Consider the following 21,249-nt stretch of genomic DNA (forward strand, 5'->3'; position numbering starts at 1 on the left):
CTGTCAACACGTCGCTGCCGTGCGTGCGAGGCGACCAACCGGCAGCTATGACGGGAAAGCGGCGGCTACCTCCAGCAGCGGGTCGGAGCGCCGCTCCTCCGCGGGCAGGTTCGCTGCTGTCATCAGCACATCCGCGACGCGCCGCAACAGTTCTCCCTGCTCGCCCGCGGCCACCCGGTCGGCGAAGTGCGCTGCGAGGTTCTCATCCTTGATGATGATGTCCAGGCGCGCCCCGTCCTCGCCCTGCCGATACCGGACGTAGCGCACGTCCACCAGCGGGAAGTCGTAGTCGATCAGTCCGTCCTTGGTAAGCGTGGAACGCGAGGCGAGGAAGAATCGGGTCGGAGTCACCCCCAGATATCCGCCCTTGAAGTTGTTGCCCCTCGCCGAGGCGCGACTAAATTCGGCTAGGGCCAGCAGGGGGTCACCATTGGGCAGCACCCACCTGAGAATGTCGAGCACGTGCGCCACGGCGTCGTCATCCTCAATGACCTTGAGGTTCGGTTCCAGGGCCGCGGGGGCCTCATAGGCACCGACGCACAGCGCTGCCACGTAGTTGGTCATGGCCGCGACGATCTGCTCGGTGCTAGCAGTCTGCGGCGCTCGACGCAGCATCGGAAGGCGCCCGGAGACTTGCCCCGCCATGTCGCCGATCCTGATACCGGCACGACCGAGGTCGACGCCGGGCGCCTCCAGTAGCGCCGCCAGGTGGCAGTACGCGTCGAGCCGACCGAGCACCTGGGCGATCCTCGCCATGGTTTCGGCCCGCTCGGCCGGTATCCGTTCGGAGCGGTACCGCATGAGTTGCTCATCCTGCTCGCTGCGCGCACTGTCTGAGGCGATCTCGGCCGCTGCGAGCAACTGGTACCCGTAGTGGGCGTTGGCGGACATGACGAGCCCTTGGACGTCGGCGGCCACCTCCTGGGCGTGCTCCCTCAGGTAGTCGCGCCGCTCGGCAGCGGTCCCGCCTAGCTCCTTGAGGTGGCTTTGCAGGCGGCCGTCGAAGTGCTTGTACTCGGCGCGAAGCTCGGACTCGAGGTGCGCAATTGGTTCAAATACCCGCGGCGTGACGGCCCCGATCTCGCGCGCCTCATCAATGGCGCCGACGACGGTGTCATACATGCCGCTGAGAGCGTTCCAGTGGTCCCGCAGCAGGGTTTGGAGGACGTCGCGAGTCAGTCCTAGATTCTGGTCGACCCGTTTGGACAGCGAGGTCAGCTGCGCACTGATGGCCATCAGGGCGAAGGCCGGACCGGCACTCGCTGCCACCGTGGCGGCTTGAACTCCGGTGGCGGGGACCCAGCGAACCTGGGCCGCGAATTTACCATCTCGGGTCAGGACGCCGAGGTTGTAGCCGTCCTTGACGATCGTATTCATGGTGCGCAGGTTGCGTAGAGTCTCCGGAGCGAGTCGCACCAGTCCCTGCGCGGAGACGAGCCCTTGCGCTCCCTGCGCGACGAGGTTGAGCGCACCGGCGACGTTGCTGACGGCATCGGTGATCTAGGCGTTGGCCCGCTCCCCCAGACTGAAGGGCTCGATCTCCCAGCCGTCCGGCACCGTGTCGGCGAGTAGGACGGCGACGCCCGGGGCGGCCTCCAGCAGCGTCAGTTCGGTGGCAGCCCCCGCCGCCGGGGCTTCCGCTCCCGCATCGGCCGGCGCCGTCGACGTCGTCACCGCCTCGGCCGCCTGCGCAGGTGGTTCGCTAGGCTCCTGCGAAGCCTGTGATGAGCCCGCTGTCTCGCTCGCGTCCACTGGCCCCTCCTCACCCTTGAGCTATGTGTCAGCGGGAACGTTAGCGCCTGCCGAGCCCCGCTAACCCGCCTTCGCGTCTCGAAACGAGGGCAGTTCCGTCGCTCATCCGGTCAGGCCAGTCAACCCTGGCTGGCCACACTAAGCCATCCAGTCTCTCACCCAGCCAAGCACCTGTCCCAAGACATCGTCATCAACAACACCAATACGCTCAGCCAGTCTCCTCCGGGAGATCGTGCGGACCTGTTCGGTCATGGCGAAGGAGTCCTGGGGCAGGCCCACACCGCAGGGGATCCGCACATGGCTCGGCCAGCGTCGGTCGACGGAGGTCACCGGGACAGTCACGACCAACATCGTTACGGCGTGATGGTAGCGGGCGTTAGAGATCACGAGAACAGGACGTCGCCCAGACTGCTCACGCCCAACCTCCGGATCCGGCGCAGCCCACCACAGTTCGCCAGTCAAAGGCTGCACAGTCAGTTCCACGCGTCCGACTCCCAGTCAGCAAGCTCGGCAAAGTAAGCCTCATCCGGCGGGTTGGCCTCCATGGCGGCCTTGAGGTCGGCGAACCGCAGCTCACGCTCCGCAGCATCGGCCATGCGGCGGATGGCGACATCCATGGTGACACCCTGACGCTCAGCGAGGGCGCGGACCGCATCCCGGGTACTGCTCTCGACTTTGATCGTAGTCATCCTATTCATGCCACAAGTATGCCCGCGAAGGCATACTCTTGACCATACCCACGGTCACCCAACAACAGGCGCTTTGCGGCGAGGCCAGCGATCCTTCCGGTTGAACCGAGCATCCTGTCAGCGTGCACCCCTACGACACACCCGCCCTAACAATCCCTGATCCGCCCCCGCCTGTCCCGATAAGAAGAGCCCGCTACAGCTCACGCCAAATCCCCGAACCTCTCCACGTACGCCGTCAGCGCCTCGACGACGCGCGCCTTGCGCTCGCCGTGGCTCTGGCCGGCGGCCGCTTTGCGGAAGCGGGAGACGCGCGGGAGTAGACGGGTGATCGCGGTGCCCTCGGTAGGAACGACTCCGCTACGCAGGGCAGCGCCGACGAACTCTTCGGTCTCTGCTTCGCGCAGGCCCTCGGCGGTAACGATGGCGTCCAGCTCTGCCGCCATCCTCGCAGCGATGTATTCCTTCCACTGTTCGTCCACCGTCCCGTTGCTGGAGACGGACCGGACGAAGTCCTCGATGAGGTCTCGCTTGGAGTGGAGCGTGGGGCTGGAGGCGATGGCCCGCTTGATCTCCACGGGGATCTCCCGGTCATCGCCGTCGCCGCGCTGGGTGCGCTTGTCCTCCACTAGCCGCAGTATGTAGTCGACGCCTACCTCTACCTGCTTGATGAGCTCGATCTCGAACACGAGGTCCTCGTTGACGATCTCCTTGTCCGCCTCGGCTGCCGCGCGCATCTGGGTATGGATCTCCAGGTACATACTGGTGTAGTCGGCGAGGTCGGCGTCGTTGAGTCCGCCCATGTTGTCCTCGGCGAACTCGTCGAAGGAGACCAGGATGTTGCGCAGCCGGAGTATCTGGCCGAACAGCGTAACGAACTCCTTCTGGGCCTCCTCGGAGGTGATCACCTCGCCGGGCCGCCACTTGTCGCGCAGCTGGGCGACCTTGGCGATGAACTCTTCCAGGTACTCGCGGTAGGACCGCAGGAGGATGGTGCCGCTGGCGTTCTTGTTGCCGAACAGGGCGATGGCGGCGTCGGTCTCGGCCTGAAGGTTGCGGAAGCAGACGATGTTCCCGTAGCTCTTGACGGCGTTGAGAATGCGGTTGGTGCGGGAGAAGGCCTGGATGAGCCCGTGGGTGCGCAGTTGCTTGTCAACCCACAGGGTGTTGAGGGTCTTGGAGTCGAAGCCGGTGAGGAACATGTTGACGACGATGACGAGGTCGATCTGCCGCTTGGTGAGGCGGGCGGATATGTCCTCGTAGTAGCCCTCGAAGGCTGAAGCGCTGGTGTCGTAATTGGTTCCGAACTGCTGGTTGTAGTCTGCAATGGCGGCGTCGAGGAAGGCCCGGTCGTCGGCAGACAGCGCGGTGGGGTCGGTTGACTCCTCTGCGAGTGAGTCCCCGGGCGCTTCGGCGTTGGCGGCGTAGGAGTAGATGATGCCGATGGTGAGCCGCTGGTCGCTCGGCAGCCCCTGCTGCTGCCGGGCGAACTCCTGGTAGTAGGCGCGCGCGGCAGGGATGGAGGCGGTGGCGAGCAGCGAGTTGAAGCCGGCCAGGCGCTGCTGCCCGAGCGTGTAGGTCCGGTTGCGTCGGGTCTTCTGGTTGAAGTGCTCGCGAATGTAGGTGACTACCTGCGCTATCCGGCCCGGCGCGAGGAGCGCCCGCTCGGTGTCGATGGCACTGACTTCCGCGTCGACGACGTCGTCGCGGCTGTGCACGGTGTCGATGTAGTCGATGCGGAACGGCAGGACGTTCTTGTCACCGATGGCGTCGACGATCGTGTAGGAGTGGAGCTGGTCCCCGAAGGCCTGGGCGGTGGTGCGCAGCTGCACATTGCCGCTGGAGCCGGCGTTCTCGGCGAAGATGGGGGTGCCGGTGAAGCCGAAGAGGTGGTAGTTACGGAAGGCCTTGGTGATGGCGGTGTGCATGTCGCCGAACTGGCTGCGGTGGCATTCGTCGAAGATGAGAACGACGTGCCCGGTGTAGACGTCGTGCTTACGGTTGCGTCCGACGAAGGTGGACAGCTTTTGGATTGTGGTGACGATGATCTTGACCGTGGGGTCGTTGATCTGGGCCGTCAGCTGGGTGGTGGACTGGTTGGCGGATACGGTGCCCTCGGCGAAGCGGTTGTATTCCTTGATGGTCTGGTGGTCGAGGTCTTTGCGATCGACGACGAAGATGACCTTGTCGATCTCCTCCATTCCAGCGGCGAGCTTGGCGGTCTTGAAGGAGGTGAGGGTCTTGCCGCTGCCGGTGGTGTGCCATATGTATCCGCCGGCGGCGAGGGTGCCGGTCTGGCGGGCGTTGGTGGAGGTGTTGATGCGCTGGAGGATCGCCTCGGTGGCGGCGATCTGGTAGGGACGCATGACCAGCAGCTTGCGGTCCGCGAGCGTATCAGCGACGGTGAAGACGCAGTAGCGCGTCAGGATGGCGAGCAGCGTGTGCTTGGACAGGAACGTGCGGGTGAAGTCAACGAGGTCGGTGATGCGCTGGTTGGCGGCGTCGGTCCACCAGGAGGTGAACTCGTATGCGTCCGACGTCGCGGCCTTGACCTGCCGCTGCATTCCCTGGTTCCCGGTGATGTGATCCTGCCGGGTGGTGTTGGCGTAGTACTTGGTGTAGGTGCCGTTGGAGATGACGAAAATCTGGACGTAGCCGAATAGGCCCGCTCCGGACCAGAAGGAGTCACGCTGGTAGCGTCTTATCTGGTTGAAGGCCTCGCGGATGTCGACGCCGCGTCGTTTGAGCTCGACGTGAACCAGCGGCAGCCCGTTGACGAGGATGGTGACGTCGTAGCGGTTGGAGCGCACAGCGTTGGTGGCGACGTACTGGTTGGTGACTTGCAGCCGGTTGTTGTGGATGCACTGCTTGTCGATGAGGCGGATGTTTTTGGACTCGCCATTGTCCCGGGTGAGGACCTGGACGTGGTCCTCCTGGATGCGCTGGGTCTTCTCGACGACGTCTAGCGCACCTCCGGTCGTGAGGATGGAGTGCTCGAAGAAGCGTTTCCACTCGGTGTCGGTGAAGCGGTAGTCGTTGAGCGCCTCAAGCTGGGTGCGGAGGTTGGATATGAGTTCGGCTTCGGCGTTGTCGGGGCTGAACTGGATGTACTCGTATGCCTGGTCCTGGAGCTGGCGAATGAAGGCGCGTTCGAGGTCCGCTTCGGACTGGTACGCCTTGCTGGTACGTTCGCTCGGCTCGTAGGCGCCGACGACGGTGGACTCGTCGGTCAGGATGACGGGTTCAATGCGTACGGCGTGGGCCTCGCGGATGGTCATGCTGCTGCGCCCTTCTCCGGGAAGGTCAGGAGCCTGTCCCGGTAGTACTCATACTGCTTGCGCCGCGCCGCGATCTCAGCCGGCAGACCAGAGTTCAGGTCGTTCACGAGGGCATCGAACTTATCGAGGATGTCCGCAATACGACGCTGTTCCTCAAGTGGAGGGACCGGAATCCTGATCTGCCCGACTCCTTTGGCGGATAATCGCTTTACCTTTGCCCGCGACACATACTTTTCCTTTTGAGTGTGGTACCCTGACGTTCGCAGAACGTAAGAAATGAAACGCGGATCTTGATCATGTTTCAACGCGTAGGAATCGTCGTGGTAGGCAACCGGCTCATTCCCCAGCCACGCGACCCCAATTCCCACATCGGCTACAGTCTCGCCAACTGCGGCGATGATTACGTCTCCCGTCACAGCAAAGCGGAGCGACGCAGAAATCTCCGGACGTACCCGCGAAACAGACTCTGACGCACGAACCCCGTACGTCGTATAAAGCTCACCATAGTGAATCGCAGGCAAGCCCTCATGCTGCAGGTCATCACGGGTAAACCGACGACCGCGCACAAGTGAACCTAGATCACCTAGGCTAACTAACCTGGACTCAGTGCAACTACCCCAAATCAGCGCGTCTCGAAAGTAGGCATACTGATCCCTACGGGCCTCCAGCTCCGCCTCCAGTTCCACCTCCAGCTCCGCCCCCAGCTGGGTGAACTGGTCCAATATTCTCACAATTTCACGCTGCACCCCAAGCGGAGGGACCGGAATCAAGATCCTCGACATTCCAACATCGGACAAGCGACGCACCTTCGCGCCCGTTATATAGCGTTGCTTTTGGATCTGGAACGACCGCGAGGCGAAGAAGTACGAGACATATTTCGGTTCAAGGGCGTGCCGGAAGATATACGAATCGCCTCCCACTGCCACCTCGCCGTCACCAAGCCAGGCGGTGGCCTTGCCAACAGCCTCGTCATCCTCACTCGTTGTTGCAATCAAGAGATCCCCGGGCCTGGCATGACGAAGACGCGACGCCTGCTCCAGCACCACAGATGATATTGCGGCCCCAGTGCTGATCCCGTACTGGGTGTGAATCTGTCCGTAGTGGATGCACGGGAAACCGTCTTCGACGAAATCGCTCTTTTGAAGGCCAGAACCGCGAATAAACCTACCGACTTCACCAAGCGGCTTGTACTCCACACCGTCGGGGCACAGTTCCTTGACCAGGTCATCAATGCGGCTCACTTGGCGTCCCCTTCCAGGTCGGCGACGATCGCATCGATGCTGGTACGCAGCTCGGCCTGGCGCGCCACGATACGTGCGATTTCAGCGTTCAGCGCCACGATGTCTACCTCCTCGCGCGTATCTTCTGCCTCCACGTAGGCCGACACCGACAGGTTGTAGCCGTTCTCGGCAAGCTGCTCGGCGCCTACCACAGCGGAGCGGTGCGCCACCACCTCGCGCTTCGCCACGGCGTCGACAATGAAGTCGCGGTGCTCGGCAGCGAGATGGTTCTTGTTGCCGGTGCGGACGAACTGGTCGGAGGCGTCGAGGAAGAAGACATCGTTAGTAGTCTTCGACTTCTTGAGCACGATGACGCAGGTGCCGATCGTCGTACCGAAGAACAGGTCGGGCGGCAGCTGGATGACCGCCTCCACGTAGTTGTTCTCGATCAGGTACTTGCGGATCTTCTGCTCCGCCCCGCCCCGGTACAGCACACCCGGGAACTCGACGATCGCCGCCGTGCCCTTGACGTCCAGCCAGGACAGCATGTGCATCGTGAAGGCTAGGTCGGCCTTCGACTTCGGAGCCAGGACGCCCGCGGGCGCGAAGCGGGGATCGTTGATCAGAGTCGGATCGTCCTTGCCGATCCAGTGCGTCGAGTACGGCGGGTTGGAGACGATTGCCTCGAAGGGCTTGTTGTCCCAGTGCGCTGGATGCTGCAGTGTGTCCCCGTGGGCGATGTTGAAGTCCGCGAAGTTGATGTCGTGCAGGAACATGTTGATTCGGCACAGGTTGTAGGTGGTCAGGTTGATCTCCTGGCCGAAGAACCCCCCGCGGACGTTCTCCTTGCCGAGCACCTTCGCAAACTGAAGGAGCAGCGAGCCCGACCCGCAGGCCGGGTCATACACCCGGTCCACGCTCGTCTTGCCGGCCACGGCGATGCGCGCCAGCACCTCGCTGACCTCCTGCGGGGTGAAGAACTCACCTCCGCTCTTGCCCGCCGAGGAGGCGTACATGGTCATCAGGTACTCGTAGGCGTCCCCAAACGTGTCGATGGTCGAGTCGCCGTATGACAGGTCGAGGTCCCCTATGGCATTGATGATCCGTACCAGCTTCTCGTTGCGCTGGGCGACCGTGGAGCCGAGCTTGTTGGAGTTGACGTCGACGTCGTCGAACAGACCACGCAGGTCCGACTCGGCCCCGGTGCCAAATGCGGAGAGCTCGATGTTCTTGAAAATCCTGGACAGCGTCTCGTTCAGGTTCTCATCGTGCGGCGCCCGCTCGCGCACGTTGCCGAACAGCTCCGACGGGACGATGAAAAAGCCCTTCTCGTTGATGATGTCGTCGCGCGCCTCGCGTGCCTCGGAGTCGCCCAGTACGGCGTAGTCGAACTCCAGGTCACCGGCTTCATGCTCTCCGGCGTTGATGTACTCGGTGAGGTTCTCCGAGATGAACCGGTAGAAGAGGAAGCCCAGAACGTAGGCCTTGAAGTCCCAGCCGTCCACGCTTCCGCGCAGCTCGTTGGCGACCTTCCAGATCGTCCGGTGTAGCTCGGCGCGCTCGGTCTCTTTGGTCACGGGTTCCTCGTTCTCGTCGTCGGGGCGGCGCCGGGGTCAGGCGCCACGGGACAGTGTCGCACCCATCTCTGACACGAACTCAGGGCACTCCAGCAGGCGGTCGAACCGTTGTCCACGCCGACTACTCACCCGAGCTCATGGCTCCGGGAGACTTAGCTCAGGGCGAGCTTCAGTGCTCCGCCGCGCGGGTGGAATGGTGCATCAAGCTTGCCCATCCTCTCTGCCAACCCCTCGAAGGTCGACTGCGCCGCTGTCCCCAGCATCCGGTAGGCATCCCGGTACGTCGTCCGCCCCTCCAGGGTCGAGGAGACCACCGCCCGGGTGAAGGGACGCCCCAGACGCCGCAACTGAGTGTTGTAGTACTCCCCACCCGCACCGCTGCTACGACTGGACTGCATGACTTCCATGACCCGCATGCGTTCGGCGTCGTACCGGGACATGAACTCATCCCAGGTCAGCTGACCGGCTTCTCGGAGCCTGGCAAGCACCACAAGAGTGCTGACCTTGTAGTGGGCGGCCAGTCGCTCCAGTTCGTCCTCACCGTAGCTTCCTGCCCACTCCTCACGGAGCGAGTCGAGGGGAACCAGCACCTCCGCAGCAACCTGGTTGCACCAGCGCTCCTCCTCTTTCGTTCCCTTCACAGCACCTGTAGTGGCGTCGGAGAGAGCGCTGCGCCCCAGCCACAGGTGGGCGAGCTCATGGACGAGAGTGAAGATCTGCGCAGCCTTCGTATCGGCACCGTTGACGAAGACGAGGGGAGCGATGTCATCAGCTAGGGCGAATCCCCGGAACTCCTCCGGGTCGAGCACGCGGTGCGTGTTCGCACCTACGATCCCACTGACCATGACCAGGACCCCGATGGTCTCAACACGCTTGATGAGGTCCGTCATCGCGGCTGCCGAGTTAGAGACGGACCGCTCATCCAGGCAGAGCACGTCCCTTATACGGGCGGCTACATCCTCCGCCGGAGTCGCCAGCGTTGCGGACCCCACGAAGCCGAGCGGGGAAGCGCCCAGTTCCAGGGCGTCGTCGCGATACCAGTCCTGGCGCCTTTGGCACAGGTAGATCGTCTCCAGCAGGTCGGCGGATGGCTCGCGGATTCCGGCGTCGCGAACGGTCCGCATGTCCGGGATAGGGATCTCCTCGACCGGCGGCGTGGGCAAGAAGAGCATCCCGAAGGGGGTGTGGGTGTCAGAAGCGAACTTCTCCACCTGCTTGAGGGTGGGGCGCTTGGTGCCATCAATCCAGTCGTCGAACTTGGGAGCGCGACGGCGGAGGGTCTCCTCGTCCCAGCGCGCCCGCCTGACAGCCCAGCGCAGCAGATCGGGCGCGACATCCACACGGACTACGGCCATGGGGTCCTCCTTCGCGTCCCGGTCTCATGCACAAGTTTGCCGCATACCACCGACATCGTCAGTCTCCGAACCGGAGCCACCCATCATCATCCGAGCACAACTGCAGGCAACCGCGACTTGACCGCAGGCTGGGCTGTCCGTGGCGCGATCCGGCGGAATCCCCGCATTGTCGCGGACATACGGCAGTGAAGAGCAATCCGACCACCACTCATGCGTGAGTACATCATTGCCTCAGAGCCTGCTCTCTTCCGTCCTACGCCACCTGCTCGTTGCCTTGGTCGCCCACCTGCTTGCCACCTTGGCCACCCACCTGCTCGGATATCCCTGTTCCAGCGAGCCCATCGCGTTCGCCATTGACATCCTCTGGACCGTCATCCGGCACCCGGCTACGAAGCGCCTCGGCACACGCGTCATCAGCAGGATCACTCGTAGAGCCGATCCTCCGCGCCACGCCGCGGGACGGCGGCCTCGGCGCCGAGACCGTCGTCGCCGTATGCCAAACCGTCGAGCTGGTCAGGCGTAACGCCGCAGCGGGGCAGGAGCGGCGCCGCCGAACTCGATGATGCCGCGGTACCGCTGAACCTGTGGCTTGAGGAGGACCCAGCCTCGGGGGCGGGCGCCCCGGAGTCCATCGCCATCCTGGCGCACCGAGGCGTGGAGGTGCGCCCCGTGGAGCGTGAGGCGGTCGGCCGGGGCCGGCCGGTGGTCATGACCATGCACCGCGCCAAGGGACTGGAATTCCGCAAGGTGCTGCTCTTCGACGTGTCCGTGGAGGCCATTCCCCGGTCCCTGCGGGACCAGGAGTACTCCGAGGCCGATCACGACGATGCTCTGCTGCGCGAGCGCTCGCTGCTGTACGCGGCCGCCACGCGCGCCCGCGATCAACTGGTCATCTCCTGGTCCGGCCAGGCCAGTCCCCTGCTGGAAGGCGTGCGCGGGGCGGCGTGAGCGAACGCTCGGCTGCCAACCGGTTCACGGCCATCCGAAGCCACCTGTTCGTCGCCCGTGGGCTGGAGCAGTGCCATGAGCGTGACGGTGCCCAACTCACACGCGCAAACGCATGCGCCGCGGGCACGTTGGTGCCTACAATGGGATCAATCGCCCCCCAGCCAGGCCTATGACTCATCGCAGCCACGCCCAAATGGCTGGGGCCTTTTCTACTCTGGACGGATCAGGTTCAATGCCGAAAACCTGGCTCAGCTTACAAGAACAGGTGGCACAACTTCACTGCCGCGGCCTCATCATTGACGATGACGAGGCCTGCCTCAGGTTCTTATCGCAAGTCAGCTACTACCGCTTCTCCGGATACTTCCGCTACTGGCAACGGTCCCCTGAAACCGGCGACAACAGGTTCGTCAAAGGCGCTAACTTCTCCGCAATTCGGGAGGCCTACGAAACCGAGCAGGCCGTCGCCACACTCGCCTTTGAGGCCATACAAAAGCTTGAGATACTGCTACGAACAACGTTCGCACATCATTACGCTCAGTACACTTCGCCGGAGGGCGCGCTGACCCGCGGCATGGAGCTCACCCAGCCCCCCAACCCAAATGAGGAACCGATCGAAGAGCACGTACTTCGCGATCTTGATCGAAGTAAAGAAGCCTACGTCTCTCACTACCGCGACGAGTCGAAGAAGGACCTGCAGGGCAAGTACCCGGCGGAGGCATACGACCACATGCCCGTGTGGGCAGTATCCGAAGCGCTGTCATTCGGAACACTCTCGAGGTGCATCCAGGCATGCAGCGGAACACCGATCCTTGATAATATCGCCTCATCCCTAGGAGTTGCGCGAGCCCCTCTGGCAAACCAAATACGCTCTCTGGCATACCTGCGCAACCGCATCGCACACCACGCCCGCATCTGGAATCACTCAGTTCTCGACGCACCACCACTACCCATGAACATTAAGCGGAGGGCCAAGCAGAAGTACGGCAACTTCGAGCCACGCTCAATATTCACCATCTTCGTGATAATGGATAAACTCCTCACCGAGTCCGAAATCTCCAATACATGGCTGCACGAAGACATCTGGCCTCGCCTTAAAAACAGTCCGCTGACCACAAGGGGACTCCTGACACCAAGAAAATACGGGCAGATGGACTTGACTGTCACCTAGCAGGCACGTTCAACATCAAGACACCCCGACCGCACCACATCAGGAGAATTGCCGTAATACTCATTTTTCACTGAAGTAAACATCGATGCCATCGCTCTGCTTCCACTTTCTCCGCCAGAGCCTCCAAGGTAGAACACCGGGCAGTCCCGAGCAGTCGACACGCTATGAAACGCGTCGTCCGCCCCTGCGGGCCGAGGGGACTTCGACGCGGGCGAAAGGAGGCTCCAGGCATCACGTCAGCTTAATCCCTCGCGCGCGCGACACAGGGCAGCCGTGTAGTCCGCAGCCTCCTGGGTCGTCAGTACCTGATCCACCGGCGCCACCATGATCGCCCTGCCCTGCGACATGGCGTGCACGACGTCCATAAGCACCCGGTGTACCTCCGCCGGTAGACCTACAGTCTTGCCGTCCGGCCCGACGAGCGCGGCCGGTTCCGCAACCTGTCCCAGAAAGCGGGATAGATCCAGCATCGCCTCGAGATCCTCGGGCGGCAGGGTCGCCTGCATCTGCGCATGCTTACGCGGGGCCGAATGAGTACCAGGCACCGGGGCGACGCTACCGTGCTCGCAGATAGTTCCCCAGCCAGATCTCCGGCTCCTCGGAGGCAGCAAAGAAACCCAACGCACCGACATCAGCAAGGCGCGCACGAGACTCGAGATCCTCAGGAGAACAGGAGACTGTGCATGAGCGGGATAGCGGAGCAGGTCGGCGTCGGACGCAAGTCCCTGCACAAATCCCTGTCCGACGCCGGCAATCCGTCCTCCCAAACGGTCGCCCGGGTGGTCCGCGCCCTACCGCGGCTCCTCGGGCCTTCGCTCTCCGCGGCTCCTCGGGCCTTCGCTCTCCGCGGCGCCTTACGACACGCGAGTTCCCCGCGAAGCCGCATTCACGCGCGCCGCTAGTCGCCCACCACGAAGGCCCGCACGCGGGCCGCCGCCTCGTGAGGCGCCTCCGACAGGATCAGGTGCGTGGTGTCGGGGAAGTCGTCGGCCAGGGTGAAGCCGCCGGTGACATGCGCGCGTATGTAATCGGTGTTCACCGTCGAGTACAGCGGGATCTCGGGCATCAGATACAGGAAGGGCACGTCGATCCGGTCCATCACCGGGCGCTGGTCGGTGCGGAACAGCGAGTACCACAGAGCAGCGAAGGACAGCGGGTCGACCGACTCACGCATCGCCTCAATGGCCTCTTCCTCCTGGTCGGCCGGCAGGTTCTGCAGCTTCGGGTTCATGAGGGTCTTGGCGATGTACCAAGAACCGTAGCCGCCGTCGTCGAACAGGCGGTCCAGATCGCGGTGGAAGTCCTCATCGGTCCACTCGCCTCTTCCGATGCCGCCCTTCCAGCCGTCGTTGCGCAGGTACGGCGACATGTCCACCGCGACAATGCGCCGCAGGCGTCCGGTTCCATACTGGCCCACGTAGCTGAAGATGGCGGCAGCCCCCATGGAGTGGCCGATAGCCGTGACGCCGTCCAGCCCGAGCTGCTCGACGACGTCGTTCAGGTCCTGCCCGAGGGTGCGCACGTTCAGGTGCATGCGGGCGCGGTCGGAATCGGCGTGCCCGCGCTGGTCGTAGAAGACCACCCGGTAGTCCTGATTCAGGTCGTCGATGAACTCCGCCAGGTCATAGTGGGAGGAGCCCAGGCCGTGGATCACCAGGAGCGTCTCCTCCGCCGCGCCCGATTCCTTGGCGGGCAAGTCCTCGTAGTAGAGCCGGGTTCCGTCTTGCGTGACGATGTGTGGCACGTTCTTCCTCTCAGGGTTTGGGCTCTCACCGACGCCAGCAGGGCAGGCGCGCCCGGAGGGCGTCGGAAGGCCTCATGCTGCCTGATATGCGGCCCGACCCGCTATTGACCGCCCTCCGGGTGGCCCGGGGATCCCGGCTGATCGAGGCCGGATCAGCGGGATTCACCGGCCCCTGAAACCTTCCCGGGCTGGTGATCTCGATCCGGTTCGGAAAGACTCAACCCGCACGGGATCCCCACCGACGCCGTAGAACAGGTGCACGACGGTGTTGACCGGACCCTCTGGCCAACCAGGTTCTTCCGGCTTGGGGGTGTGGCGATTGACGGTGCGGGTCTCCGCGACGCCACGGTCTGCCGGTGCTGAGGCTGCGGGGCAGCAGAGTGTGTTGGGTACGCCCCTTCGGTGTTTACTACGCCTGTTAGACCTGTGCTGAAGGCTCCGGAGCCCTTCAACAGACACCTAACCGGCGTACTAAAGCCCTAACCGGCGTAGTAGACGGCCCCGGGCACCAAGGACCGTCACCCCCCGCCTCACAACCCAACGGCCCGCGCCGGGCGCCCCGGCACCGGCCGCACACCAGCCCCCGCCACGCGGCTTCCCTCCGAAGCCGCATCATTAGACTCCGTCGCCCCGCCGCCTGCCACGCCGTCGGCAGCCGCGGCCAGCACCTCATCCCGCTCCGCACCCTCCCGGCCCGTCCAGCCACCGACCGTGGTGAGTACGTCGAGCATCTCCGGCGCGGGCGCACGACGGAACAGGGCGCGAACCATGTCCAGCTCGTCCTCGTCGCGCCCGCCCTCGCGGTACAGCTCGGCCGCACGCAGCAGATCAATCCAGTACCCGCCACCTCGCCTGCGTCAGTAGTCCAGGTTGCTCATGGACACGCACCCCTCGTCGACCGCCCGGTCCAGGTAGGCCATTGCCTCCCGACGGCGACCCGCAGCAAGCAGCCGCTCGACGATCGCCCCGTACTCGGCGTGCTCGCCCAGGCTCAGCAGCTGGACGGCGCGGTCGACGTCGACGTCGTGATCGGCTAGCTCCAGCAGCATCTGCTTCAGCTCAAAGTCCGGGCTCCTCCCCTCGGTCTCGGCTGCCGCCTCCGCCTTGGCCGCCGCACGCCGGCAGACGTTCAGGCCCTCGTTCCCCAGCACCGGCAGGAACTCCGCCAGGATGAGCGAGGGCCACCCGGAGGATTCCAGGCGGAACTTAGCCAGCTAGCGCCCAAGCTTGCCCGGCGCGGGCGGGCTCGCGCAGCAGGCGCGGGCGGGCTCGCGCAGCAGGCGCGGGCGGGCTCGCGCAGCAGGCGCGGGCGTAGAGCCTCACGGCGCGCTGGCAGACATCGACTGCCACGCCGCTGGAGTCGTCAATGTTCCTCTCCAGCTGCTTGCGCAGGCGGGTGGTGTTGTGAAGTCGTGCGGGCGCCGCCGCCCGGGCGCCGTCAGCGATTCGAAGTTCGCCGACCGCGTCCACCAGGCCCGGGCCGCGCCCGTAGACGGCCCCGTCAGCGGCTGTGGCAAGCGCCGCCTCGGTAAGCGAGCCGAGCGATTCGATGCGCATACGGTAATCGTGGCAGATGCCGTCTGAGGCGCCAACCGAACCGGTACTCATGCCGTCCACGGATCGATGAGTTTCAATCCCATTGGCTTGAAGTCGCGCCCATTCCGCGTGGCCAGTGTCATCGAGTGGGCATACGCGATTGCCCCGATAAGGGAGTCCATCACCGGCAGGGGGCGCCCTTTGGCGGCTGCCCGCGCCTGCAACTGCGCCCACGCGCTTGCGGCAGCATCATCGAACGGAAGGACCCTGTCACTGAAGAACGGCAGCAGCGTCTCCTCCAATCGGTACTGGAGCGTGTCTCGTCGTCGCCCTTCCGGCAGGGCCAAGACACCCCGCCGCAACTCGGCAAGCGTCAGGGCGGTCACGAACAGCGACTCCTGAGGCTGCCGATCGAGCCATTCAACAACCGCCGGCTCCGGTGCACTACGCAACGGCTCGGAGATGACATTCGTATCGAGAATGATCACGACAGGTCCACCGGGACATAGGGAGCGTCGTCACGATCCATGTCGAGTTCCACAGGCCCGACCTCGTCGCGTATCGAAGTCAGCAGCGAACCAAGGCCGGGCCGGTCATTCGCGGCAACAGCCCGTCCCAGGATCTGCCGTATCTCGGCCTCCATGCTGCGACCATGCGACTTCGCCAGCGCCTTCAATGCCCGGTGGGTCCCATCGGGCAGGTTCCGAACCAGAACATCTGCCATGACAGCCTCCTGCTAACACTTTCGTAAAATGCTAGCAAGATGCTCCTACTCGCGACAACCCCATGATCACGAGGTCCTCCCGGGATGGCGCGGGACGCAATCTGCTCATGAGTAAGGCTTGGCACCCAGCTGCGACTCGGAAGAGCACCACCGAGATCGCGGAAGCAGCGGCATCGCGTCCATGCCTCGCGGTCGCCGATCACGTATATGCCCCTAAGGCTCCGACTTGCACGCAACCGTTCCGACACCGACTCCCAATTCCGTGCGATTCCGCGGTTTCACTGAAACAGCCTCGGCGGCAGAACACCTCCAGTGTGCAACGAGGCCCTCGTTGCACACTGGAGCGTCATCACCAATCTCCAGCCCAATCGCCATTTCCGCGTGATTTCAACGAAAAGACACGATCGGCCGACTTTGTCCTGACAGCTCCAGTGTGCAGCCGCACCGGCTCGACCCGGGCCGACCCTTCCCCGCACGAAACCTGCGTCGCTCGGGACGGGCCCCACCCGGCGCCGGCCCCGCCCGGAACCTACACAACCCCAACGGCTCCACTCGGAACCGCCCCGCTCTCTCCGCCTCACCCCCGCCCGACCACCCGGCTATCAGTTCTCGTCAGGCCCCTGCGGCACACTTGCCCCATGACCACCCAGCCGCACTCGCCCGCGCGCGACCTCACCGACCTGCTCGAAGGCATCGGCGCGCGCGACAGCCGGCTGATTCACCTGCAGCGCACCCCGGCCCGCCCCGGCCGCCACGGCGAGTGGCCCACCTGGGCGGACCCCGACCTGGTCTCCGCCTACGCCCGCCTGGGCGTGAACCGCCCCTGGACGCATCAGGTTGCCGCCGCCGACTCCGTTCATGCGGGCCACCACACCGTGCTCGCCACCGGCACCGGTTCGGGCAAGTCCCTGGCCGCCTGGCTGCCCGCACTCTCGGAGGTCCTGGCCGCCCAGCGCGCAGACACCGATAGCCACATTTCCGCCTACGGGCGCCGCCCCACCGCCCTGTACCTGTCCCCCACCAAAGCACTCGCTGCCGACCAGGCCGCCGCCCTGGGCCGCCTGATCACCGAGTTGGAGTCGGTTCAGCGCGAGGCGGGCGTCCCGGGCGGCTCACTGCGCACGGTGCACGCCGCCACCTGCGACGGCGACACTCCGCTGCCCGAGCGCGACTGGGCCCGCGCCCACGCCGACGTCGTCCTCACCAACCCCGACTTCCTGCACTTCTCGCTCCTGCCCGGCCACGAGCGCTGGAACCGCCTGCTGCGCTCGCTGCGCTACGTGGTGGTCGACGAGTGCCACGCCTACCGCGGCATTCTCGGCGCCCACGTGGCCCTGGTGCTGCGTCGGCTGCTGCGGCTGGTGCGCCGCCTGCGCCCGCACGGCCCCGAGCCCGTGGTGCTGTGTGCGTCGGCGACGGCGGCCGAGCCGGCAGTCACGGCGGCCCGCCTGATCGGGGCGGAGCCCGAGGCCATCACCGCCATCACCGACGACGCCGCCCCCACCGGTGAGCACACCCTCGCCCTGTGGCAGCCGGCCCTATTGGATCCCTGGGCGGCCTGGGAGAACTCGGTGGCGGCCCTGGCGCAGGCGAGTGACTTCCCCACCGCCGACCCTCGCCTGAACCACCCGGGCGATGTGACCGCATCTTCGGTGGAAGACGACCCCTCCTCGGCGCAGACGCCGACCAGCCAGGCAGACTCGCCGCACCCACCGGCGCCATCCCCCGCCTCCCGGCCCGCCACGCCCGTCGGCCCGGACACGGCCGACCCGACGGAGGACCCGGCCGCCCGCCGCAGCGCCGTCGTAGAGGCGGCCGAGCTGCTGGTGGACCTGCTCAGCGTGGGCGCCCGGGCGCTGGTGTTCGTCCGCTCGCGCCGCAGCGCGGAGATCGTGGCCGAGCGCGCTCGGCACACGCTCGGCCTGTCCCAGCCGGAGCTGGCGGGCACGGTCGCCGCCTACCGGGGCGGCTACCTGCCCGAGGAGCGGCGCGCCCTGGAGCAGGACCTGCGCCACGGCCGCCTGCGGGCCCTGGCCACCACCAATGCCCTCGAGCTGGGCATCGACGTCACCGGCCTGGACGCCGTGATCATCGCCGGCTGGCCGGGCACCCGGGTGAGCCTGTGGCAGCAGGCGGGCCGGGCCGGGCGGGCCGGCAGCCGCGGGGTGGCGGTGCTGATCGCCTCCGACAATCCGCTGGACGCCTACCTGGTCCACCACCCGGAGGACGTGTTCGCCGCCCCGGAGGCCACTGTCTTCGACCCCGCCAACCCCTACGTGCTGGCCCCACACCTATGCGCGGCGGCCTCGGAGTCGCCGCTGCGCACCGACGACCTGCCCCTGTTCGGCCTGCCCGACGAGTCCCTACTGACGGAGCTCGCCGCCCGCGGGGCGCTGCGACGCCGCCCAGCCGGCTGGTTCTGGAACACGAGCCTGCCGGGCCGGGCCCAGGACCTGACCTCCTTGCGCGGGGACGGGCCGGCGGACGTGCCCGTGGTGGAGGAGGCGACCGGCGCCGTCGTCGGCACCGTGTCCGGGGCGTCCGCGGACTCCACCGTCCACCCCGGGGCGGTCTACATCCACCAGGGCCGCACCTACCTGGTGGAGGAGCTGACCGAGGAGGCGGCCGTCGTCAGCCGCAAGACGGCGGTCGGCTACCGCACCCGGGCGCGCGAGCAGAGCTCGGTGCGCATCACCGCCGAGCGGGAGCGGCAGGAGTGGGCCGACGGCGTGGTGTGGGCCTTCGGGTCGGTGGAAGTCACCAGCCAGGTGGTCGGCTATAACAAGCTGGCACTGCCGGGCATGGAGGTGGTCTCCCAGCATCCGCTGTCCATGCCCGAGCATGTGCTGCCGACGGCGTCGGCGTGGTGGACGGTGCCGGTGGAGCTCACCGCCCGCGCGGGCCTGAAGGCGGATGAGCTGCCGGGCGCCCTGCACGCCGCCGAGCACGCCATGATCGGCATGCTGCCGCTGCTGGCCACCTGCGACCGCTGGGACATCGGCGGACTGTCGACGGCGCTGCACCCGCAGACGCTCGCGCCCACGGTGTTCGTGCACGATGCACAGGCCGGTGGCGCCGGCTTCGCCGAACGGGGTTTCAGGGCGGGGCGCGCCTGGCTGGAGGCGACGCTTGCGGTGGTTTCCGAGTGCGCGTGCACCGCCGGCTGCCCCAGCTGTGTGCAGTCGCCCAAGTGCGGCAACAACAACGAGCCGCTGGACAAGGCCGGCGCGATCGCGTTGCTGCGCCTGCTGCTGGATGCCATCCCCGACGACGTCGCGGCCGCGTAATTCTGTCGGGGCTGTTCGCACGGTGGCGGTCATGCCGCCCCCGGGTTGTGTGCCCGCAAACACCACCGCCATGACGGCGGCGTAGAGCGCAGGTGACATTGGCCCGCCCACCGCGACCGGCGCCCCGGCCGCGACCGGCGCCCCGGCCGCGACCGGCGCCCCGTGCCCGGTGCGGCGTTAGGCCATGGTCAGGCCACAGCCAGCAGCCAGGCGAGCCAGCCGCCCGCAGCCAGGTAGGGGCCGAAGGCGAGCTTGTCCTTGCGCCCCGCCCGGCGGGTGAGCAGAAGTCCGATGGCCATCAGCCCGGCGAGTATGAAGCCCAGTATCAGGCCCGTGACCACCCACTCCACCGCGATGTAACCGAGCCACAATCCCAGCAGGGCGCACAGCTTCACGTCCCCGAGCCCCATGCCGGAGGCGGGTATGAGCCACATCGCCAGGATCGCCGCCCCGGCGCCCAGTGCGCACAGCACCGCCCGCCCCACCGTCCACGGCTCCGCAGCTGACGGCGCGATCAAGACCATGTTTCCCAGGGCGCGTATAGCCATGACCGCCAGTAGCCAGAGCGCGGCGGTAACGAGCAGGCGATTGGGCAGCCGGTGGCAGACGGCATCGACACTGCCGGCCACGCCGAGCAGGGCCACCACCGGCAGGGCGAGAGCCGTATCGACCACCGCCCCGTGGCCAAGTCCCCAAACCAGGGTCACCGCGCACAGGAGCGTTGCGAGCGCCCCCTGTGGAAGTGGGTCAAGCAGTCGCTGGAAGCGTATGCGCGCAGTGGCGGTGGCGGCGTCCGCGGAGTCCTCCTGGTCCTGGTTCTCCACGGCTCGCTCCAGGCCGTCCACGTAGGCCCGCGCAAAACCGGAGGCGGGCCAGGCGGCTACACCGACGGAGGCCACGGCGGTCAGGCAGGCCGCAACCACTGGCAGTACGGCAGCAGCATTCACCATGTCATCCTCTCATCACTTCTCCCGCCCATCCCTCCTACCGCGGCACCCGGTGCTGGCCCGTTCCACCCCGGTGCTCGACGTCGCAGGGAATTTACGGGGCCGGGTGCGGTGGTAACCGCGTCATGCCGATGTAGTGCCTCGCGGCTTCCTGATCGGGCCGCGGCTGCCCCGGTACAGCTGATCGGGCCGCGGCCGCCCCGGTACAGCGGACCGGGGCGGCCGGGCGAGGGGTTCCCGCCGGCGTCGTCTCCGGCGCGTCACTCACAGCGGGTTAACCGGTCCAGCGCGGGCGGCGGCACCGGCACGGCGCGGAATCCCGAGTACTCGGGTGGGCACAGTGACCATGACCGTGACGTCCTCGCCGTCAATCTCGCATGTGCCCAGTTCTGCGCCGTTGGCCTGGGCCACCCGTTGGGCGGTGGCGCAGGGGTCGGCGGGGGCGAGCACCGAGCTCAGCGCCGTCGCCCCGGCAAGTGCCGCCAGGTCGGCCGCCGAGCGGGCCCGCCCGGCGGCGGCCTGGGCCTGAATCAGTCCGGCGGCGCCTAGGGCCAGGCACAGGGCGACGGCGATGATGCCCAGCACCATGACTGTGCCGGAGCCCCGCTCGCGGCCCGCCGGTGCTGCGGCACGGCCCGTGCCGCACGCCCGTGTGCCATTGCCCGGGGTGAGGAACGGACGCATGGCCCGCCTCATGGCACACCCGCCTGCGCAGGGGCGGGCTCGGTGTAGGCGCAGGCGCGCGAGCGGGCGGTGAGTCCCAGTCCGCCCAGCGGCCCTGGGACCCGGCGGCTTGCTGTGACACAGGTGAGTTCACCGGTTTCAACGCTGACCGTTACCGGGCCGCCCGCCCGCTGGGCGGCGCCGACGACGTCGCCTGAACCGATCGCGGCCTGACGGGCGGCCACGCGGGCGGCGTCGGTGACCCGCAGCTGGGTGAGGCCGGCACTGATGGTGGCCAGAACCAGCAGCAGGACCAGTGCGACCGCGGGCATGGTGACGGCAAGTTCTGCCGTCACCATGCCCG

21 protein-coding genes are annotated in these 21,249 nt (G+C 66.1%); 3 read left to right on the forward strand and 18 right to left on the reverse strand.

Going from position 1 to position 21,249, the window contains the following annotated elements; all coding sequences use genetic code 11:
• Positions 1 to 45: 45 nt before the first annotated feature.
• From GZ997_RS04275 to GZ997_RS04310, 8 genes are all read right to left on the reverse strand, one after another.
• Positions 46 to 1,377 (reverse strand): hypothetical protein, encoded by a 1,332-nt coding sequence (locus GZ997_RS04275; RefSeq protein WP_162678985.1) that lies wholly within the window; start codon positions 1,375 to 1,377, stop codon positions 46 to 48.
• Positions 1,378 to 1,500: 123 nt separating this feature from the next.
• Positions 1,501 to 1,752: a hypothetical protein gene (locus tag GZ997_RS04280; protein ID WP_162678986.1), complete on the reverse strand. Its 252-nt coding sequence runs from the start codon at positions 1,750 to 1,752 to the stop codon at positions 1,501 to 1,503.
• A gap of 138 nt (positions 1,753 to 1,890) precedes the next feature.
• Positions 1,891 to 2,235 (reverse strand): type II toxin-antitoxin system PemK/MazF family toxin, encoded by a 345-nt coding sequence (locus GZ997_RS04285; protein WP_343212267.1) that lies wholly within the window; start codon positions 2,233 to 2,235, stop codon positions 1,891 to 1,893.
• Positions 2,226 to 2,450, reverse strand: coding sequence for a hypothetical protein (locus tag GZ997_RS04290; protein WP_162678987.1), 225 nt, complete (start codon positions 2,448 to 2,450; stop codon positions 2,226 to 2,228). The genes GZ997_RS04285 and GZ997_RS04290 overlap by 10 nt, the downstream gene beginning before the upstream one ends.
• Positions 2,451 to 2,641: 191 nt before the next feature.
• A complete protein-coding gene (locus GZ997_RS04295) occupies positions 2,642 to 5,716 on the reverse strand; it encodes a type I restriction endonuclease subunit R (protein ID WP_162678988.1) in 3,075 nt (1,024 codons plus the stop codon).
• Positions 5,713 to 6,957 carry a restriction endonuclease subunit S gene (locus GZ997_RS04300; protein ID WP_162678989.1) on the reverse strand — a complete coding sequence of 415 codons (1,245 nt, stop codon included), beginning with the start codon at positions 6,955 to 6,957 and terminating at the stop codon, positions 5,713 to 5,715. Before GZ997_RS04300 ends, GZ997_RS04295 begins: the two co-directional genes overlap by 4 nt.
• The gene (locus GZ997_RS04305; RefSeq protein ID WP_162678990.1) at positions 6,954 to 8,513 is read right to left on the reverse strand and encodes a type I restriction-modification system subunit M; all 1,560 of its coding nucleotides are present in this window, start codon (positions 8,511 to 8,513) and stop codon (positions 6,954 to 6,956) included. The genes GZ997_RS04300 and GZ997_RS04305 overlap by 4 nt, the downstream gene beginning before the upstream one ends.
• A gap of 152 nt (positions 8,514 to 8,665) precedes the next feature.
• Positions 8,666 to 9,868 (reverse strand): ImmA/IrrE family metallo-endopeptidase, encoded by a 1,203-nt coding sequence (locus GZ997_RS04310; RefSeq protein WP_162678991.1) that lies wholly within the window; start codon positions 9,866 to 9,868, stop codon positions 8,666 to 8,668.
• Positions 9,869 to 10,522: 654 nt separating this feature from the next.
• Between GZ997_RS04310 and GZ997_RS12400 the strand changes: the two genes are divergently transcribed.
• Together GZ997_RS12400 and GZ997_RS04320 are read left to right on the forward strand one after the other, a co-directional pair.
• Positions 10,523 to 10,816, forward strand: coding sequence for a 3'-5' exonuclease (locus GZ997_RS12400; RefSeq protein WP_343212268.1), 294 nt, complete (start codon positions 10,523 to 10,525; stop codon positions 10,814 to 10,816).
• A gap of 193 nt (positions 10,817 to 11,009) precedes the next feature.
• Positions 11,010 to 11,984 carry an Abi family protein gene (locus tag GZ997_RS04320; RefSeq protein ID WP_238994250.1) on the forward strand — a complete coding sequence of 325 codons (975 nt, stop codon included), beginning with the start codon at positions 11,010 to 11,012 and terminating at the stop codon, positions 11,982 to 11,984.
• A gap of 236 nt (positions 11,985 to 12,220) precedes the next feature.
• On the opposite strand, the gene GZ997_RS04325 is transcribed toward GZ997_RS04320, so the two are convergent.
• The 7 genes from GZ997_RS04325 to GZ997_RS04355 form a co-directional block, all read right to left on the reverse strand.
• A complete protein-coding gene (locus tag GZ997_RS04325; RefSeq protein WP_161924936.1) occupies positions 12,221 to 12,529 on the reverse strand; it encodes a hypothetical protein in 309 nt (102 codons plus the stop codon).
• A 353-nt stretch (positions 12,530 to 12,882) separates the two neighbouring features.
• Positions 12,883 to 13,728: an alpha/beta hydrolase gene (locus GZ997_RS04330; RefSeq protein WP_162678992.1), complete on the reverse strand. Its 846-nt coding sequence runs from the start codon at positions 13,726 to 13,728 to the stop codon at positions 12,883 to 12,885.
• A 530-nt stretch (positions 13,729 to 14,258) separates the two neighbouring features.
• Positions 14,259 to 14,498, reverse strand: a complete 240-nt coding sequence (locus GZ997_RS04335) for a hypothetical protein (protein ID WP_162678993.1) — start codon at positions 14,496 to 14,498, stop codon at positions 14,259 to 14,261.
• Between the two features lie 87 nt (positions 14,499 to 14,585).
• The gene (locus GZ997_RS04340) at positions 14,586 to 14,879 is read right to left on the reverse strand and encodes a hypothetical protein (RefSeq protein WP_162678994.1); all 294 of its coding nucleotides are present in this window, start codon (positions 14,877 to 14,879) and stop codon (positions 14,586 to 14,588) included.
• A 55-nt stretch (positions 14,880 to 14,934) separates the two neighbouring features.
• Positions 14,935 to 15,336, reverse strand: coding sequence for a hypothetical protein (locus GZ997_RS04345; protein ID WP_162678995.1), 402 nt, complete (start codon positions 15,334 to 15,336; stop codon positions 14,935 to 14,937).
• Positions 15,333 to 15,752, reverse strand: coding sequence for a type II toxin-antitoxin system VapC family toxin (locus GZ997_RS04350; RefSeq protein WP_162678996.1), 420 nt, complete (start codon positions 15,750 to 15,752; stop codon positions 15,333 to 15,335). Before GZ997_RS04350 ends, GZ997_RS04345 begins: the two co-directional genes overlap by 4 nt.
• Positions 15,749 to 15,988, reverse strand: a complete 240-nt coding sequence (locus GZ997_RS04355) for an Arc family DNA-binding protein (protein WP_162678997.1) — start codon at positions 15,986 to 15,988, stop codon at positions 15,749 to 15,751. Before GZ997_RS04355 ends, GZ997_RS04350 begins: the two co-directional genes overlap by 4 nt.
• A 638-nt stretch (positions 15,989 to 16,626) precedes the next feature.
• Here GZ997_RS04355 and GZ997_RS04360 point away from each other — a divergent pair.
• Positions 16,627 to 19,275, forward strand: a complete 2,649-nt coding sequence (locus GZ997_RS04360; RefSeq protein ID WP_162678998.1) for a DEAD/DEAH box helicase — start codon at positions 16,627 to 16,629, stop codon at positions 19,273 to 19,275.
• 188 nt (positions 19,276 to 19,463) lie between these two features.
• On the opposite strand, the gene GZ997_RS04365 is transcribed toward GZ997_RS04360, so the two are convergent.
• The 3 genes from GZ997_RS04365 to GZ997_RS04375 form a co-directional block, all read right to left on the reverse strand.
• On the reverse strand, positions 19,464 to 20,225 hold the full coding sequence (locus GZ997_RS04365) for an A24 family peptidase (protein WP_162678999.1): 762 nt from the start codon (positions 20,223 to 20,225) through the stop codon (positions 19,464 to 19,466).
• 261 nt (positions 20,226 to 20,486) lie between these two features.
• Positions 20,487 to 20,906, reverse strand: a complete 420-nt coding sequence (locus GZ997_RS04370; RefSeq protein WP_162679000.1) for an Rv3654c family TadE-like protein — start codon at positions 20,904 to 20,906, stop codon at positions 20,487 to 20,489.
• Positions 20,907 to 20,914: 8 nt separating this feature from the next.
• Positions 20,915 to 21,249 (reverse strand): TadE family type IV pilus minor pilin (locus GZ997_RS04375; RefSeq protein ID WP_238994251.1); only part of this gene is annotated, 335 nt, incomplete at its 5' end.

It is taken from the genome of Actinomyces sp. 565, from assembly GCF_010365615.1.
Classification (GTDB): domain Bacteria; phylum Actinomycetota; class Actinomycetes; order Actinomycetales; family Actinomycetaceae; genus Actinomyces.